Origin of the sequence: Mycobacterium sp. WMMD1722, from assembly GCF_049315205.1 — a bacterium.
In the GTDB taxonomy this organism is placed as follows: domain Bacteria; phylum Actinomycetota; class Actinomycetes; order Mycobacteriales; family Mycobacteriaceae; genus Mycobacterium.
Map to the genome: position 1 here is coordinate 3,632,721 of NZ_CP186056.1, position 17,933 is coordinate 3,650,653.

The 17,933-nt window shown below is 68.3% G+C and carries 11 protein-coding genes; 3 read left to right on the forward strand and 8 right to left on the reverse strand.

All coding sequences use genetic code 11. The features are described from left to right. Complete coding sequence (locus ACN27E_RS17385; RefSeq protein WP_422743320.1) at positions 1-2,199, reverse strand: DHA2 family efflux MFS transporter permease subunit; 2,199 nt, start codon at positions 2,197-2,199, stop codon at positions 1-3. 142 nt (positions 2,200-2,341) lie between these two features. Between ACN27E_RS17385 and ACN27E_RS17390 the strand changes: the two genes are divergently transcribed. Then, positions 2,342-3,370 (forward strand): fused (3R)-hydroxyacyl-ACP dehydratase subunits HadA/HadB, encoded by a 1,029-nt coding sequence (locus ACN27E_RS17390; RefSeq protein WP_422743322.1) that lies wholly within the window; start codon positions 2,342-2,344, stop codon positions 3,368-3,370. A 47-nt stretch (positions 3,371-3,417) separates the two neighbouring features. Next, positions 3,418-3,942: a hemerythrin domain-containing protein gene (locus ACN27E_RS17395; protein WP_422743324.1), complete on the forward strand. Its 525-nt coding sequence runs from the start codon at positions 3,418-3,420 to the stop codon at positions 3,940-3,942. A 29-nt stretch (positions 3,943-3,971) separates the two neighbouring features. Here ACN27E_RS17395 and eat read toward each other — a convergent pair whose 3' ends face one another. From eat to ACN27E_RS17430, 7 genes are all read right to left on the reverse strand, one after another. Further along, the gene (gene eat / locus ACN27E_RS17400; protein ID WP_422743326.1) at positions 3,972-5,378 is read right to left on the reverse strand and encodes an ethanolamine permease; all 1,407 of its coding nucleotides are present in this window, start codon (positions 5,376-5,378) and stop codon (positions 3,972-3,974) included. Positions 5,379-5,433: 55 nt separating this feature from the next. Beyond that, on the reverse strand, positions 5,434-5,790 hold the full coding sequence (locus ACN27E_RS17405; protein WP_422743328.1) for a VOC family protein: 357 nt from the start codon (positions 5,788-5,790) through the stop codon (positions 5,434-5,436). 91 nt (positions 5,791-5,881) lie between these two features. Beyond that, a complete protein-coding gene (locus ACN27E_RS17410) occupies positions 5,882-6,700 on the reverse strand; it encodes an ABC transporter permease (RefSeq protein ID WP_422743329.1) in 819 nt (272 codons plus the stop codon). After that, a complete protein-coding gene (locus ACN27E_RS17415) occupies positions 6,700-7,539 on the reverse strand; it encodes an ABC transporter ATP-binding protein (RefSeq protein ID WP_422743331.1) in 840 nt (279 codons plus the stop codon). The genes ACN27E_RS17410 and ACN27E_RS17415 overlap by 1 nt, the downstream gene beginning before the upstream one ends. Continuing rightward, positions 7,536-13,043 (reverse strand): type I polyketide synthase, encoded by a 5,508-nt coding sequence (locus tag ACN27E_RS17420; RefSeq protein ID WP_422743333.1) that lies wholly within the window; start codon positions 13,041-13,043, stop codon positions 7,536-7,538. The genes ACN27E_RS17415 and ACN27E_RS17420 overlap by 4 nt, the downstream gene beginning before the upstream one ends. Before the next feature lie 8 nt (positions 13,044-13,051). Further along, positions 13,052-14,821 carry a tryptophan 7-halogenase gene (locus ACN27E_RS17425; protein ID WP_422743335.1) on the reverse strand — a complete coding sequence of 590 codons (1,770 nt, stop codon included), beginning with the start codon at positions 14,819-14,821 and terminating at the stop codon, positions 13,052-13,054. A 43-nt stretch (positions 14,822-14,864) separates the two neighbouring features. Then, complete coding sequence (locus ACN27E_RS17430; RefSeq protein WP_422743336.1) at positions 14,865-16,112, reverse strand: cation:proton antiporter; 1,248 nt, start codon at positions 16,110-16,112, stop codon at positions 14,865-14,867. Positions 16,113-16,304: 192 nt separating this feature from the next. Here ACN27E_RS17430 and ACN27E_RS17435 point away from each other — a divergent pair, with 192 nt between their 5' ends. Beyond that, positions 16,305-17,921 carry a phospholipase D-like domain-containing protein gene (locus ACN27E_RS17435; protein WP_422743337.1) on the forward strand — a complete coding sequence of 539 codons (1,617 nt, stop codon included), beginning with the start codon at positions 16,305-16,307 and terminating at the stop codon, positions 17,919-17,921. The last annotated feature ends 12 nt before the right edge of the window (positions 17,922-17,933 follow it).

Sequence of the window (17,933 nt, forward strand, 5' to 3'; positions counted from 1 at the left end):
TCAGCGCCGTGGTGTACCCGGTCCGGGTGGGCCTGGCCGGCGGCGGATGGTGGGGGGCGCCTGGAACGGCCTGGTGGGCGCCGAGGCCCACGCCGCGGTGGCCGGTGCACGCATCCGGGTGGTCGGGGCGCTGTCCATCGTCGCCGTGGCACCCAGCTTCATCATCCGCGACGTGTCGCTGCTGTCCTCGCGGTCGAGCAGTACGCCGCGCGCCACCCGTTCGAGCGCCCCCTGGACCTGCATGCGATCGGGCCGCTGGGAGAACTCGGGCTGTTCGGCGAGCGTGTCGGTGATCCAGCTGGAGATGACGTCGCGGGCGTGGCTGATCTCCGACGCCCCGGCCGGGGTCAGCGCGAACGAATCGCGGTCCCGGGTGGCGAAGCCCGTGCTCACCAGCCGGTCGAAGGTCGGCTCGAGGATCTGCCGCGGCACCTGGCGCTGGTCGGCGATCGCGTTGAGGTCCGCCGCACCGGTCACCGACGTGTGTCGGTAGATCTGCATCAACGCCCACAACCGGGCCGCGTCCAGGCGTCCGTTACGGGACCGGGCCAGTGCCTCGAAGTCGATGCCGTGGGTCCGGCGCAACAGCCGGCCGACGGCCATCTCCAGCAGCTTCTCCGGCGATTCGGTGGTGGGCATGCCGAAGCCCTCGCCGAGGTCCGTGCTGCCGCTGGCCGCGACATCCCGCAGCGGCACCTGTTTGAGGAAGCAGGCCAGCACCAGCCCGACCAGGGCGAACGGCGCCGCCAGCAGGAACACCTTGCTGAGCGAGTCGGCGTACGCGGCGATGATCGGCGCTGCGACCTCGCCCGAGAGCGCATGCAGAGCCTGCGGTGAGGTCGCCGCCTCCGGTGGCGCGCCGGAGGCGGCCATCGCGCCGGGCAGCCGGTCCTCGAGGAAGTTGCTGAACATGGAGCCGAAGATGGCTGCCCCGAAGGAGCTTCCGATGGTGCGGAAGAACGTCACCCCGGAGGTGGCCACGCCCAGATCGGTGAAGTCCACGGTGTTCTGCACGATCAGGATGAGCACCTGCATGCTCAGCCCGATGCCGGCGCCGAGCACGAGCAGGAACAGTGACTGCAGCAGCGTCGAGGTGTGCTCGTCCATGCGGGACAGCAGAACGAAGCCCAGCGCCATGATCGCGGTGCCGGCGATCGGAAAGATCTTGTAGCGGCCGGTGCGGCCGACGATGACGCCGCTGCCCAGTGAGGTGACCAGCAGACCCAGGACCATTGGCAGCGTGCGCAGACCGGATTCGGTGGCCGACACACCGTCGACGAATTGCATGAAGGTCGGCAGGAACGTCAGCGCACCGAGCATCGCGAAACCCACCACGAACGACAGCACGCAGCACACCGTGAAGACGGGACTGCCGAACAGCCGGATCGGCAGGATCGGCTCGGCCGCCCGCAGTTCGGCGAACACGAACGCCACCAGCGCGGCGATCGAGGCGACGAACAAGCCGATGATGGTCGCCGAGAACCACGGGTAGGTGGTGCCGCCCCAACTGGTCGCCAGCGTCAGCCCGGCCGCGCCCGCCCCGACCAGGACGATGCCGGCGTAGTCCAGGACCGGCCGTGCGGTGCGGCCCAGCTCGGGGATCGCGACGGCGGCGATGCCGATCACCACCACGGCCACCGGCACGTTGATCCAGAACGCCCACCGCCAGGTGAGGTGGTCGGTGAAGAACCCGCCGAGCAGCGGTCCGATGACGGTCGTGACCCCGAACACCGCGCCGAGGGCGCCCTGGTAGCGGCCCCGTTCGCGCAGCGGGATCACCTCGCCGATCACCGCGACGGCGGTGACGGTGATGGCGCCGCCGCCGATGCCCTGCAGCGCCCGCGACGCCACCAGCATGGTCATCGACTCGGCCAGCCCGCACAGCACGGAGCCGACGAGGAACAGCAGGATGGCGACCTGGAAGACCTTCTTACGACCGAAGATGTCGCCGAGCTTGCCGACGATCGCCGTCACGATCGTCGAGGCGAGCAGATAGCTGGTGACCACCCACGCCTGGTGCCCGGCACCGCCGAGATCGGCCACCACAGTGGGCAGCGCGGTCGCCACGATCGTCTGGTCCAGCGCGGCCAGCAACATCCCGAGCACGACCGCGACGAAGATGGTGTTCCGCTGCCGGATGCTGACCGGCGGCGGCGCCGCCTCGGCGGGCGGGGCCTCGGCGGTGGTCGGTCGGGTCACGGATTCTCCTCTGTCCCTGCTGCGGACGCGGGTGGAAAACGCCCCGTTGCGCTTACCCGCCTGCGGCCGATCTGAATCTGCGAGGCGCTCGCCCCGGCCCACGGTGTGCAGCGCCCCGGCGGGCGCGCGTTAGTGTGCTGGGGTGACCGCAGCAGAAGCGTCGCCGCTCGAAGCGCGGGTCGGCCACTGGTATCAGATGGATGGTACGTACCTCGTCGGCCGGGAGAAGATCCGCGAATACGCCCGCGCCGTACAGGACTACCACCCCGCGCACTGGGATGTCGCCGCCGCCGCGAAGCTGGGCTACCCGGATGTGGTGGCGCCGCTGACGTTCACCTCCGCACCCGGTATGCAGTGCAACCGCCGCATGTTCGAGTCGATCGTCGTCGGTTACGACACCTACCTGCAGACCGAGGAGGTCTTCGAGCAGCACCGTCCGATCGTGGCCGGTGACGAGTTGACCATCGACGTCGAGCTGACCTCGGTGCGCAGGACGGCCGGCCGGGACTTCATCACCGTGACCAACACCTTCACCGACGCTGACGGCGAGCGGGTGCACACCCTGCACACCACCGTGGTCGGGGTCACCGCGGACGATATCGACGCCGGGGTGAAGACCGCCGTGCAGAACGCGATGATGCACGACGTGGACTTCTCCGGCGTCGGATCGCTCGACGCCGATTACGAGAAGGCGGTCCGCCCCGACGGCGACGTCCGGATTTCCGACGGGGGCCTGACCAGGACACCGGGCACCCCGTCTTTCGACGATGTGCAGGTCGGCCAGGAGCTGGCGGTCCACCACACCCGCCTGTCGCGCGGCGATCTGGTGAACTACGCCGGCGTCGCCGGTGACGCCAATCCGATTCACTGGGACGAGGACATCGCGAAGCTGGCCGGGCTGCCCGACGTGATCGCCCACGGCATGCTGACGATGGGTCTGGGAGCGGGGTTCGCGTCCGCATGGTCGGGGGACCCCGGCGCGGCCACCCGATACACCATCCGGCTGTCCCAGCCGGCCGTCGTCTCCGCCAAGGAGGGCGCCGACATCGAGTTCACCGGCCGGATCAAGTCGCTGGACCCGCAGACCCGCTCCGGGGTGGTCATCGTCGGCGCCAAGGCCGGCGGTAAGAAGATCTTCGGCCTGGCCACCCTGAATGTGCGGTTCAGCTGAGGCTTGCCTTCCGTTTCGGGCGTTGAGCAGCGGGGAAGATCCCGCTCATGGCCGACATCATCGAACTCGTCTACGCCGATCACGACTGGCTGCGGCGCCAGTTCTTCCGACTGGACGACGCCCGCTCGGACGAGGAGCTCGCCGCGATCTGGGATCAGCTCAGTGCGCGTCTGGACGCGCACGCCGAAGCCGAGGAGACGGTGTTCTACCCGGCGCTGCTGGAACACGGCGGTGCCGACGACCCCGGCAATCCCGAGGGCGACCCGGAGGACGAGACCGAGGACGCCATCACCGACCACAATGCGATCCGCGACGCGGTTCGGCTGTCGCGACAGCACCGCCCGGGCAGCGACGAGTGGTTCGCGGCGGTGCTGAAGGCGCGCACCGAGAACGGTAAGCACCTCGACGAGGAAGAGCGGGAGGCGATGCCGGACTTCATCAAGAGCGCAACCCTGGAGCTACGCCATCAGTTGGGCATGCAGTGGCTGCAGTTCTACGCCGACCACGAGACGACCACCGGAATCGACAACCGCGACAAGGACGCCGACGAATACATTGCCGACCATTCCTGACGCCCACCATTCCTGATGGGCGCGGCGGTTCACCGCTCGAGGTCCTCCTCCGCGGCGGCCAACGCGGCGAACTCCTCGTCCGGCGAATTGGCGACCACGTGGTGGCGGCTGTAGACGGCGAAATACACCATGAACGCGGCGAAGACCGCCAGGCACCATGCCGCAGCCACACTGTCGACCAGGAAGGTGGCGACCACCGACAGCGCCGCGACGACGAGTGCGAAGGACGTGGTCACGATGCCACCCGGGGTGCGGTACGGGCGCGCCATATCCGGTCGCCGGATCCTGAGCACGATGTGGCTGACCATCATGAGGACGTAGGACAGCGCGGCGCCGAAGACGGCCATGTTGAGCAGCGTCGCGCCCTCGCCGATGAGCGAGAGGGCGAATCCGATGACGCCCGGTACCACCAGGGCCAGCACCGGCGCCTTCCGGGAGTTGGTGACCGACAGGATCTTGGGCAGATACCCGGCTCTGGACAGAGCGAAGAGCTGGCGGGAATACGCGTAGATGATCGAGAAGAATGAGGCGATCAGGCCGGCCAGACCGATGTAGTTGACGACTTTCGCCATGGTCGATTCGCCCAGCGCCTCCACCAGCGGATTGCCCGACCCGCTGATCAATTCCGCGCCGCCGGCGCCGGCGGCCAACACCAGAACCGTGCTGCCCGTGAGCAGCAGCACGCCCATTGCGGCCAGGATTCCGCGGGGCACATTGCGCTCGGGTTCCTTGGCTTCCTCGGCCGCGAGCGGCACACCCTCGATGGCGAGGAAGAACCAGATCGCGAAGGGTACGGCCGCCCAGATGCCGAGATAGCCGAACGGCAGGAACGCCGAGGCACCGGCGGCGTCGCTGACCGGGATGTCGGTCAGGTTCGCGGCGTCGAAACGGCCGATGGCTGCGATGGCGAAGATGATCAGGCCGGCCAATGCGGTTGCGGTGATGACGAACATCACCTTCAGAGCCTCACCTACCCCGCTGAGGTGAATGGCGATGAACAGCACGTAGACGACCAGATACACCCACCAGCCGTCGGTGATACCGAACAGCCCCAGCGACTCGACATACGCTCCGATGAAGGTCGCGATCGCGGCCGGCGCGATCGAGTATTCGATCAGGATCGCCGTCCCGGTCGCGAAGCCGCCCCACGGCCCGAGCGCGCTGCGCGCGAACGTGTAGCCACCGCCGGCGGCGGGCAACGCCGAGGACATCTCGGCCATGCCCAGCACCATCGCGAGGTACATGCCCGCGATGATCAGCCCGGCGATGACCAGCCCACCGAATCCGCCCTCGGCGAGACCGAAATTCCAACCCGAGTAATCACCCGAGATGACGTAGCCGACTCCCAGTCCGGCCAGCAGAACCCAGCCTGCGCTGCCCTGTTTGAGAGTCCGCTTGGCCAGATAGTCTCCGGATTCACTGCTCGAGGTGCCCACCCGCCGAGACTAGTTCACAGCGTTCTCCCAGCGTGGCGATACGGACCGCATCTGGCTACGCTTTCGGCGGCGCGTAGAGCTGCAGATCGTTGCCCTCGGAATCCTTGAACGGTGCGATCCGTCCCCAGGGATGCTCGCTGATGTCGCCGGAGAACGCGACGCCGGCCTCCTTGAGGCGGGCCACCTCCTCGCCGATTTCCCCCTCGGGCTGGAAGGTGATCACCGCGCCGCCACCGTGTCCCTTCCCGGTGCCTTCGCGCGCATTGAGTCCGATGGACAGTCCGTTCGCATCCAGTTCGGTCCACTCGTCGCTGTTCTTCTTCACGTCCAGACCCAGCGTCTGACCGTAGAACTGCACTGCCCGCTCCATGTCGTCCACCGGCACCCACACCGTCGCCACGCCATCGGCCATCGTTCACCCCGTCTCCGGGACGGGCGTGTCCCGTCCCACGCTTCCGAGATACCCCGCAGCCGTGCGGCCATTCTGACCGAATCGTGACGCCTCAGTTGCGGTCGGACCACCGGAACACCGCCAGGCAACCGATCAGGCCACCGATGCTCCACGCGATCAGCACGAGGAAGATCCGCCAGTGCTCCCAGCTGCCGGCCGGTTCGAACGCGACCATCTCCGGCGGTAGCAGCACCGACCGGAAGCCCTGCGCCATCCACTTGACAGGAAACAGGGAACCGATGATCAGCATCCAGGTCGGCAGGATCGTGATCGGGACGTAGGTCCCGGACAGGAACTGCAGGCTCACAGCCGGGCCATTGGTGATGACGGCGGCGGAGAGGGCATTGCCGGCGAAGTTGCTGATGAAGATGCCCAGCAGCGAACAGCTGACGATGCCCAGGAGGAACACCCATCCGAGGGTGAACCATCCGAAAGGGTCGGCGGGCAGGCGCAAGTGGAAGACGAAGACACCGACCGCCAGCAGGATCACTGCCTCGGCGAGGCTGACGATCGCGACCAGCATGATCTTGCCGATGAAATACGACGCCGCGGTGGTCGGGGTGCCGCGCAGTCGCCGCAGCGCCCCGGTGTCCCGGTCGGCGGCGATGCTGATGCCCAGGTTGATGAAGGACGTCGACAGGATTCCGTAGGCGAGCATGCTCGCCGCGATGACGGCGCCGGTGCTGATGTCGCTGCCCGGCAGCCGCTCGGAGAAGATGGACCCGAGCAGCAGGCAGATCACCGCGGGCATCGAGAACGTCAGCGCCATCTGTTCGGGCCTGCGGTAGAACATCTTCAACTCGGGAACGACGCGAGAGAAGCCGATCTGCACGGCCGAGGGGAGCTGCGCCGCGGCGTGCCCTACCGACATCAGGCCTGGCCGATCAGATGCAGATACGCGTCTTCCAGCGTGGGACGCGTGACGGTCAGCTGACTCAGTTCCCGGCCGTCGGCGCTCCGCTGGCGGATCAGCTCGGTCGGGAAGTCGGTGTGCTCGACGTGCAGGTCGTCGCCCTCCATCCACCGCACCGTTGCCGCGCCGCCCAGGTGGCCGGTCAGCTTCACCGGGGAATCGACGGCGACCACGCTGCCCGCGGCGATCACCGCGACCCGGTCGGCCAGTGCCGCAGCCTCCTCCAGATAGTGGGTGGTGAGCAGGATCGTGGTTCCGTCGGCGGCCAGCAGTCGGATGAGATCCCAGAACTGACGCCGGGCCTCCGGGTCGAAGCCGGTCGTCGGCTCGTCGAGGAACAGCAGCTCGGGCATCCCGACGATGCCCAGAGCCACGTCGAGTCGGCGACGCTGACCGCCGGACAGGGTCCGCACCCGCTTGCCGGCGACAGCGGTCAGCCCGACGAGTTCCAGCAGCTCAGCTGCGGGGCGGGTCGCGGCGTAGCACCCGCGGAACATCTGCACCGTCTCCTCGACGGTGAGCATCCCGGCGTCACTCACCTCCTGGAGGACGATGCCGATCCGGGCGCGCCATTTCCGGCCGGCCGTCCCCGGATCCTCACCGAGCACCGCGACCTGCCCGGCGTCGCGCCGCCGGTTGCCTTCGAGAATCTCGATCGTGGTCGATTTGCCTGCGCCGTTGGGTCCGAGGATGGCGAAGATCTCGCCGTAGCCGACGTCGAGATCAAGGTCGCGCACCGCGGCCACCTGTCCGTAGGACTTCGACAGCGCCCGCACCCGGACCGCCGAGGCCGTCACGACGGCGCTCCCCCGTCCTCGAGTTCGGCGAGCAGCGAGAGCAATTCGGTGTCCGACAGCCCGTTGACCAGCTCGTCCAACTCGTCGGTGTCGCCCTCGTGCACCGGTTGCGCCGGCGCGGCCACGGACGGCCCATCGGCACCGTGGATCGACCGGAGGTCGGTGAGGATGCGGTCGGCCAGCGAGTTCACGCTGACACCGCGCAGGATCTCGAGCACGGGCAGATCGATGGAGAACACCGAATTGATCCGCACCCGGAAGTCCATGGCCATCATCGAGTCCAGCCCGATGTCGTCGAGCATGTCGTCGGGTCCGATGTCGGTGACGGCGGTGTCGAACACGGTGGCGACGATCCGCCGCACCTCTTCGGCGACCACCTCCCGCCGCTCGGCGTCGGGGGTGGCGGCCAGTACGTCGAGGATCGAGCCCGGCGAATCCCGTTGTTGCGACGGGTCTGCGGTGGCGTCGAGGTCGGCGAACATCGCCGGCAGGCCGGCGCCGAATCCGGCCTGGCGGGCGCGGCGCCAGTCGGCGGTGATGGCGACGACGTTCGCCGTCTGCTGGCGCAGGAGACGGTCGAGGATCCTCGACCCGACCGCGGGTGTGATCAGCTCGATCCCCCGCTGGGCGTAGATCTTCTCGAGGTTGAGCTGCTCGACCATGCCCACCGACCACGGACCCCAGCCGATGGTGAGCGCCGGAAGTCCCTGCGCCCGCCGGTGATGGGCGAACGCGTCGAGAAATGCGTTGGCCGCCGCGTAGTTGCCCTGCCCCGGCGCGGCGATCGTCGACCCCGCCGACCCGAACATCACGAAGAACTCCAGGCTCTGATCGGCCAGTGCATCGTGCAGCACCCGGGTTCCGGTCACCTTGGGTCCCAGCACCGTGGCGAAGTCGTCCTCGCCCATGTTCACCAGGAGCTGGTCGGCGACCGATCCCGCGGCGTGGACGATGCCGCGGACCGGCTGGCCGCCGCTGCGCGCGTGGTCGTCCAGCCACCCGCGCACCTGCGCGGCGTCGGTGATGTCGACACTGGCGGTGCGGACGTGCGCGCCGAGCCGTTCGGCGGCCCGGATCGCCGCGACCGCCGCGAAGTGGCCGTCGCGCTCGGTCAACGCGGCCCAGGTGTGCCTGGGTGGGAGGCCACTGCGTCCGAGCAGCGTGATGTGGCGGGCTCCCCGTTCGGCGAGATAGCTGGTCACGACGCGGCCGAGGGCTCCGGCTCCCCCGGTGACGACGTAGGTGGCGTCGGGGGTGAGTTTGGTCGGGAAGGGTTTGGTCAGGCCGCGGCAGGGACGCAGCCGGGGCACGAACGTCGCGGCGCCGCGGATCGCGATCTGATCCTCGGATGCGGCGCCGAGCAGGTGATCGCAGATGCGCGACGCGGTCTCCTGTCGGTCATCGGCGCGGTCGATGTCGATCAGACCGCCCCAGTACTCGCCGAGTTCCTGATGACCGATGACCCGGCCGAGCCCCCACATCGTGGCCTGGTCCACCCCGGTCAGTGCGGTTCCGGGCGCAGGCTGGGCGTTGGCGGTGACGAGGTGCAGGCGCGGCGTACAGTCCGGCTGAGCCGCAAGGGTCTTCACCAGACGCAGCACGGTGAACGGCCCCAACTGATCATCGCGCTGCTGCACGGCTGTCGACATGTCCTGCGCCCAGCAGTCGACGATGCCCGTGAGGTCGCCGTGGCGGGCCAGGTGGGCCGAGAGCAGCTCGGTGAGCTGCCCGTCTGATGCCGGATCGACAAGGAGATCGCCATCGCGCTCGGTGATCGCATCGACCACGGCGTGCCGCACCGTCTGCACCCGCTGACCGCGCCCGCGCAGCTCTTCGGCGATGGCTGTGCCGCAACCGGACTCGTCGGACAGAATCAGCCAGTGCGCACCGGGCGGTGGGTGGTCGGCGGGCGTGCTCGGGCCGGCCTCGATCCACTGGATCTCGTAGAGGCCCTTGTCGATGTGCTCGGCCGACATCCGCGAGGACGCGCTCAGGGACTGGACGACGAACCCGTCGAACACCGCCAGCGGATCACCCGCGCGCCCGCTGACGATGATGTCGCACTCGACCGATTCGCTGGTGGCCGAGACCACGCGCACCTGCACCGACATCCGCTGCTCCGCCGGGCCGTACACGGCGCAGCGCCGGATCCGGGTGGGTAGATACGGGTCCTGGCTCTCCTGCTGGCCGAGAAACGGTGCCCCGAAGAGGGTTTGGAAGGCGCCGTCGATGAGAGCCGGATGGAATCGATACTCGGACAATTCGGTGCCGATCGCGTCCGGGACTGCGATGTCGGCGATCGCCCAGTCCTGCCCGGCGGTCACGCCGCGCACCGGACGGAAGGCGTCGCCGTAGTCGAAGCCGACGGCCTCGGTGCGGGCGTAGAAGTCGTCCGCACCGATCGAGCGCATCTGATCGTCGTCGTGCGGAACGTCCGCGTTGCCGTGCGGTGCCGGCAGCACGTTCAGTTCGGCCGTCGCCGTGATCGACCACTTGAGGTCTCCGTCGGCCGTCGCCGTGAACGCCGCGAATTCCAGAGATCCGGTGTCCTGGTTGAGCGTGGTCCGCAGGATCGGATCACAGCTGTCGTCGAGCAGCACGGCACGGTGCAACACGAGGTTGTCGACGCTGTGCCGGGTTCCGTAGGTCAGTTCCGCTGCGGCCAGGGCCATCTCGATGTACACCGCCCCCGGCAGCACCACACTGCCCTGCACCCGGTGGTCGCCGAGGAAGCTGTTGAGCGACGTGCTGATCTCGGCCTCCCAGGTGGGGTGGACGCCGCTCACCGGTTGTCCGAGCAGCGGATGCACGGGGCGGTAGAACAGTGTCTCGGTGGCTTCCTGGGTTTCGTTCCAGAATCGCTTGGTCTGCCACGGATACGACGGCAGCTTGACCAGGCGTCCGCCGCCGGGATGGACGGCGCCCCAGTCGACCTCGTGCCCGTCGCAGTGCAGCGCACCGACGCATTCCAGTAACGTGCGCGCATCGTCGTGACCGCGCCGCTGCGTCGCCGCGGTCGAGACGCGGCGCTGACCGGCGATCTCGAAGATGGCTGCGGCGAGCACCGGGTGTGGGCCCAGCTCGACGAACTGTGTGTAGCCGTCGTCGAGCATGCGCCGCATCGCAGGTTCGAAGAGCACGGCGGCCCGCGTGTTCTGCCACCAGTAGGCGGCGCCTTCGGTGTACGAGTCCAGCTGCTCGCCGGTGACGGTCGAGTACAGCGGTATCGCCGCGGTCTTGGACGACAGGCCGTCGAATGCGCGCAGCAGATCGTCCCTGATCGCCTCCATATAGTGCGTGTGGTAGGGAACCTGCACCGACAGATAGCGATTGAAGATCTGGGCCTCGTCGAGTTGGCGGGCGATGTCTTCCAGCACGTCGCCGTCACCGGCGACCGTCACGGCTGACGGGCTGTTGACCGCGGCCACCGAGACGCGACGGCCGAATTCGTCGAGCACCTTTTCGTCGATGGTGCGCAGCAGCGTGTCGGCGTCGAGACCGACGGCGAGCATGCGTCCCTGTCCGGTGGTCCGCTGCTGCAGTCGGCTGCGGTGGTAGATCACCTCGACGGCCTGCTCGAAGGTGAGCAGGCCGGCCAGGTGGTGGGCGGCGACCTCACCCGCGCTGTGGCCGACCACGGCATCGGGTCGGATGCCGAAGGCGGCGAGCTGTTCGGCGAGTGCGATCTGGACCGCGAAATTGGCCGGTTGCGCGATCTCGGTGTCGGACATGCGGGAACTCGCCTCGTCACGCCGGAGCTCGTCGAGCAGCGACCATTCCGTGTGATGCGACAGTTCCCGGTCGGTTCGCCGGATGCTGTCGGTGAACACGGGTAGGGCGTCCAGCAGACCGCGACACATAGCCCACCACTGGGGTCCCATGCCGGTGCAGACGAACGCGCGTTTCGGTGCGCTGGTGCTGATTCGCTCGGTGTCGAGCTGTCCGACGTCGGCGAGCGCCCGGAGCCGCTCACGCACCTCGGACACGTTCTCGGCGACGATGGTGTGGCGGTGGTTGAGCTGGGCGCGGCGTCGGGTCAGCGTGTAGCTCAGGTCGGCCGCGGTGATCTCGGGGTGGTCGGTCAGATGGTCGGCCAGCCGCCCGGCGACCGCGACGAGCGCGTCCTCACTGCGCGCCGAGATCGGCAGCAGCATGGGTAGCGCCTGCTCATGCACCTCAGTGGGCTGCGGAGCAGGCGGTTCGGCGAGGACCACATGGGCGTTGGTGCCGCCGAACCCGAAGGAGTTCACTCCCGCGATGCGTCGGGCGCAGCCGGGGAACGGCCGGCCGGCCGCAGGCACCTCGAGCTTCAGCTGTTCCATGGACACGTGCCGGGTCGGCGTGCGCAGGTGCAGGTTCGCCGGGATGTGACCGTGTTTGAGCACCAGCGCGGCCTTGATCAGCCCGGCCACGCCGGCGCCCGCCTCGAGGTGGCCGATGTTGGATTTGACCGACCCGACCAGCAGTGGGCGCTGCGCGGGGCGTTCACCGGCCAGGGCGTTGGCCAGGGCCCGCAGTTCGATCGGATCACCCACCGGCGTGCCGGTGCCGTGCGCCTCCACGTACCCGACGTCTTCGGCTCGGACGCCGGCGCGCTGCAGCGCCGTCCGAATCGCCGCTTCCTGCGCCTCTTCCCGGGGAACGGTGATGCCGTCGGTGTGGCCGTCCTGCGACACGGCGCTGCCCAGGATCTGGGCGTAGATGTCGTCGCCATCGGCCACCGCCTGGTGCAGCGGTTTGAGTACGACGACAGCGCCGCCTTCACCGCGGGCGTAGCCGTCGGCCGAATCGTCGAACGCCTTGGACCGGCCCTCCGGGCTGAGGAACCCGCTCTTGGATTCGGCGATGGCGGTGTTGGGACCGACCATGATGTTCACGCCGCCGGCCAGGGCCACGGTGCACTCACCGTTCCAGATCGACTGTGCGGCAAGATGTACCGCGACCAGCGAGCTCGAGCAGGCGGTGTCGATCGACATGCTGGTCCCGCGCAGGTCGAAGGCATGGGAGATGCGGTTCGCCAGCATCGTCATCATCATCCCGGTCGCGGAGTGCGACTTGAAGCGATAGCGGCTGGTGCGCCCCTGATTCTGCAGCAGCTGGTAGTCCAGCGTGAACCCACCCACGAAGACGCCGACATCGGTACCGGCCAACGTGGAGGCCGGGATTCCGCCGTCCTCCAACGCTTCCCACGTGGCCTGCAGGAGCAGTCGCTGCTGCGGATCGAGCGAGTGCGCCTCGCGTGGCGAGATGCCGAAGAACTGGGGGTCGAATTGGTCGATGTCGCTGAGGAAGCCGCCCCGGCGGGTGACGATCTTGCCGACCTTCGCGGGGTTCGGGTCGTGGTACCGGGCAGCGGTCCATCGAGTTTCCGGGACGACGCGGGTGGCATCGGTGCCGGTGCAGAGCAGATTCCAGAAGTCATCGACGGAATCGGCATCGCCGGGGAAGCGGCAGCCGATCCCGACGATCGCCAACGGTTGGTGTTCGCTGATGTGCTGGGGCATCGTCGTGCTCAGCTCGACTGCAGCGCCGGGTTTGCGGCGACGATCCAGCCGCTGCTGACCGGGTTGCCGGGTTGTTCCTCGCGGTAGACCGACCGCAGTTCCCGCAGCAGCGGATCCCGCTGCCAGGCCTGGACCTGTCGCATCGCCGCGTCGTCACCGAACATCGCCGACTTCTGGGTGAGGACGGTGTCGACGAGCTGACCTGCCAGCTGCCGCAACAGCCGGGCATTGGCGTCGAATTGCCTGTCGAAGTCCGGACTCGATCCCATCATCGCGGTGTGCAGCGAAACCATGAAGTTCAACGGCGCGTAGAGATCGACGAACGGAACCGACGCTGCGCCGCTGTCGACGGCGGACCACTCGCGGAAGAACAGCTGCACCCGGTTGCTCAGCGCGATGAGGCCGTCGAGATGCGGCACGAACCCGGGATCGTCGGCGACCCGGACGAAGCGGTCGTTCATATAGAGGAGACCGATGAAGCCCCAATAGAAGGCCACGTCCCAGATGACCTTGGCCGACATCACCGCCGGTGATCCCATCAAGACGTACTGGTCCTGGTACACCGCGAGCCACATGTCGGTGAGCGACCGGTACAGCGAATCGCTGATCCGTGCGCGGGCGTGCACGTCCTGGCCGTCGAGATCGCGGGTGACCATATCGGTGATCAGGCCGTTGCCGATGGCCACCAGATCCAGCCCCGACGAGTACAGCGGGTCCAGGAACACCCCGGCGTCGCCGGTCAGGCACCACCGCTGACCTCCGTCGAAGGCCTGGGTCACGCTGTGGCTGTACTTCTTCATCACCCGGAAGTCCAGGATCCGGTCCTCGTTCTCGTCGATGACCGCCGCGCACTGCGGCTCGTGTTCCCGCAGCCATACCCTGGCCCGCTCCAGGGTGTTGAATCCCTCGAAGGCGTGGAAGGCGGGATCGGCGACGATGCCCACGCTGGTGGCACCGGACGCCAGGCGGATGATCCACACCCAATAACCTTCGCCCATCAGGTGATTGGTGGACATCGCCCGATCGCCCTCGACCAATCGATGGTGATATTCCGGATCGTCGCTCCAGCGGTTGACGTCGATCTCGGTGCCGACGCGCAACCAGGCGGCGTTGCATCGATGCTCGTTGGCGTGTTGGAGATCCAGCTGCCGGGGCAGCAGACGATTCCGGCCCGAGGCGTCGACCACCCAGCGCGCGGTGGTGCGGGTGTCGTTGTCACTGCTCTGACGGTGCACGGTGTGCGGTGCCCCTTGCGTCCCGAGGCCCACCGACCGCACCCGCCCCGCCGCGATGTCGATGCCCGCCGCACGGCATCGTCGGTGTAGTTCGTTCTCCAGTCGGCCGCGGTCGATCTGGTAGGTCACCTGGGGCACGAACGACGAACCTCCCAGCTCCACGCGCCGGGAGATATCGGTGTTGTCGTCGTGGGAGAAGAACATCCGCAGCCCCATCTTGCGCAGCTGCGCCCCGCTCAGGTGATCGGCCAGCCCGATCCGGTCCCGCAGATAGTGTGCCGATATCTCGACGGTGGACTCGCCGACCGTGTGGGTGATCTCGGGAACCGGGTGGGTGTTCGGTTCGATGATCAGCACCCGTGTGGTCGGGCGTGCAGCCCGGATCTCGAGCGCGAGGGTCATCGCGGCGATGCCGCCGCCGACGATGGCGACATCGTGATCGGCCGCCGCCGAGTCGGGGCGGTCCAGTTGGCTCTTGATCCGGCGGGCCAGCGCCGCACGGGCCTCGGGGTCGAGTTGGGACAACTGCGTTCGGGCGTTCATGCGAATCTCCTTCTGGAACGTGCCGACCGACGTTGGCAGGCGTTCATGCGCGGCTCGCCACCTTCCGGGTGGGCCCGTAGACGAATTCGAATACCGGCGACGCCATCAGCGTGGTGACGACCGCCACCAGGACCAGAATCGTGAACAGGGTGGGCGTGATGATCCCGGCCTCGAGACCGATGTTCAGCAGGATCAGTTCGATCAGACCGCGTGCGTTCATCAGCGAGCCGAGTGCGACGGAGTCCCGCAACGGTACCTTGCTGAGCCGGGCGGCCACGGCACAGGCGACACCCTTGCCGGCGATGGCCACGATGAGCAGACCCAGCGTGACCGCCCAGAGTGTCGGGGTGTTGACCAGACCGATCTGGGTGTTCAGTCCGGAGTAGACGAAGAACAGCGGTAGAAGCAGCCGCGTGGTCACCGGCTCCAGCGCGTCGGTGGCGCGTCGGGCGAATTTTCCGGACGGCATGGCCGCACCGAGGATGAAGGCGCCGAAGATCGCATGGATGCCGATCGTCTCGGTGAACCACGCGCACACCATCAGAAGGCTCAGCACGGTGCTGAGCGCCCAGCCCGGCAGGCCGCGCTGCTCGTCGGTGGCGGTGTCGAGCCGGCGCAGTGCCCGTCGGCCCAGCGTCAGCGCCAGCACCGCATACAGCAGTCCGCCCACGATGGCGGTGACGGCCGAGGCCGGGCTGCCCCGGTGTACGGCGACCACCGTCGCCAGGATGCACCATGAGATGGCGTCGGCGGCGGCCCCGCACGCCAATGCGAGTGTGCCCAATTGCGTTCCGGTGAGCCCCTTTTCGAAGATGATGCGGGCGAGCATCGGAAATGCGGTGATGGCGATCGCCGCGCCGAGGAACATCATCGCCGTGGGCATGGTGACGGTCGCGCCGAAGTAGCCGCCGCCGGCCAGCAGCGGCACGGCGACCAGCGCGCCCAGCACGAGCGGAGCGACCGTACCGGCCGCGGACACCGCCACCGCGGTTCCGGCCCGCTGTCTGACATGGTTCACGTCGAAGTTGAGTCCGACGACGAACATGTAGAGCACCAGGCCGATCTGCGCGGTCGTGTACAGAACGACGTTCGCCGTGCCGGCCGGGAACAGCTCCTGCTGCACACCGGGGGCGATGCGACCCAGCAACGAGGGGCCGAGCACCACGCCGGCGATCATCTCGCCGACCACCGGCGGCTGCCCGGCGCGTTGCGCCACGATCGCGGCGAGTCGGCATGCGGCCAGGATCACGGCCAGGGCCAGAAAGAAGTGCACAGCGGTGGCGGCGGGCACGACTCAGCTTCCCCTCTCCGGCACGGAGCCAATCTAACGGCCGCGCAACGGGCACGGACCACGGTGGATGTGATCATTTGATGACGATCGCGTCAGTAGCTGCACGTCAGGGGCGTGTGACGACCCACACCGGGCGCCGAACCCGCCACCCGCGGGACAATGGCTGTTCAGTAGCCGAAACGAGGGACATCCATGGATTCCGATGCGACCGTCATCGACGCAGCAGGGACCGACCATGGTGAGCTGCCCGCCGACGCGCTGCTGGTACCGGGCCGGACGTGCTGGCGCGTCGCGCATGCCGACCGCTTCAGCCGGATCGTCGACGGAGCCGACTACCTCAGGCACGTGAAGTCCGCGATGCTCAGCGCCAGGCGTCGCATCATGATCATCGGCTGGGACCTGGACTACCGCACGCCGTTCGAAGCCGGTGACGCGACGCTGCCCGGCCCGAACCATCTCGGCCCGTTCCTGCACTGGCTGGTGTGGCGGCGTCCGGATCTCGAGGTGTATCTGTTGAAGTCCAATCTGCGGCTGCTGTCGGCGTTCGACGGATTCTGGTTCGGCGTGGCGCCGGTGAGCCTGGTCAACCGGGTCACCTCCAGCCGGATGCACTTCGCGGTCGACGGCGCCCATCCGACCGGCGCCGTACACCACCAGAAGATCGTCGTCGTCGACGATGCGGTCGCGTTCTGCGGCGGCATCGACCTGACCATCGGGCGTTGGGACACCCGATCTCACCTGGATGACGACCCGCGCAGATCAGCGGCCGGACGCGGGTACGGGCCGCGGCACGAGGTGGCGACCGTGGTCGACGACGCCGCCGCGCGGACGCTGGCCGCGGTGGCCCGTGACCGCTGGCACACCGCGACCGGTGAGGCTCTCACTCCCGTCGAGACGGGACGGACGTTCTGGCCGCCCGCGGTGCGTAGACCGCTGCGCGACGTGGAGGTGGGGGTGGCGCGCACGCTGCCCGCGCCGCCCGCCGAGGAGGAGGTTCGGGAGGTCGAGGCGCTGGATCTGGCCGGGATCGCCGCCGCGGCGGACGTCATCTACCTCGAGAACCAGTACCTCGCCGCGCGCAGTCTCGCCCAGGCGCTCGCCGCGCGGCTGCGCGAGCCCTACGGTCCCGAAGTGGTCATCATCCTGCCGCGCAGCTCCGAGAGCCGGCTCGAACAGCAGTCGATGGACAGTGCGCGGGAACGGCTGCTGCGGCTGCTGTGGAGCGCGGACCTGCACGGCCGGCTGGGGGTGTACTGGCCGGTGGCTGAGCGCGGCAGACCGGTGTACGTGCACTCGAAGGTGCTGGTGGCCGACGATCGGCTGCTGCGGATCGGCTCGTCGAACCTCAACAACCGGTCGCTCGGCTTCGACAGCGAATGCGACGTCGCACTCGAAGCGGTGCCCGGATCGCCGCGCCACGCCGACGTCCGGCAGGAGATCTGCCAGGCTCGCGACGACCTGGTGGCCGAACATCTGGGCGTGACGGTGGAAGTGTTCCGCGCCGAGCTGGCCGCCGCCGGATCGTTCCTCGGGGCGGTGAACGCCCTGCGCGGCACGGGACGCTCACTGCGCAGCTTCACCCGCCACATGGTGTCGGCCGAGGCGGGCCCGCTGGGCGAGAACGACCTGATGGACCCCCGTCACGTTCCGGCGTCGGTCGGCGAGAGTGTCTGCAGCCTGGTCACCGGCGTGGTGACCTGGCCGTTCACCCAGCTGGCCCCGCAGACGCTGGCCACGGTGAGTTGGGTCGTACGCACCGTAGCGGAGGCGGCCAGGAACGCCGGGGACCAGGATGAGCGCGTCAGCTGACGCGATCCGTGA

Excerpts from the sequence above, each read along its gene's own strand:
- ACN27E_RS17395 (WP_422743324.1), top strand. The coding sequence starts at position 3,418 with ATGGCCGACATCATCGAACTCGTCTACGCCGATCACGACTGGCTGCGG.
- ACN27E_RS17405 (WP_422743328.1), bottom strand. The coding sequence starts at position 5,790 with ATGGCCGATGGCGTGGCGACGGTGTGGGTGCCGGTGGACGACATGGAG.
- ACN27E_RS17410 (WP_422743329.1), bottom strand. The coding sequence starts at position 6,700 with ATGTCGGTAGGGCACGCCGCGGCGCAGCTCCCCTCGGCCGTGCAGATC.
- ACN27E_RS17420 (WP_422743333.1), bottom strand. The coding sequence starts at position 13,043 with ATGCCCCAGCACATCAGCGAACACCAACCGTTGGCGATCGTCGGGATC.
- ACN27E_RS17425 (WP_422743335.1), bottom strand. The coding sequence starts at position 14,821 with ATGAACGCCCGAACGCAGTTGTCCCAACTCGACCCCGAGGCCCGTGCG.
- ACN27E_RS17435 (WP_422743337.1), top strand. The coding sequence starts at position 16,305 with ATGGATTCCGATGCGACCGTCATCGACGCAGCAGGGACCGACCATGGT.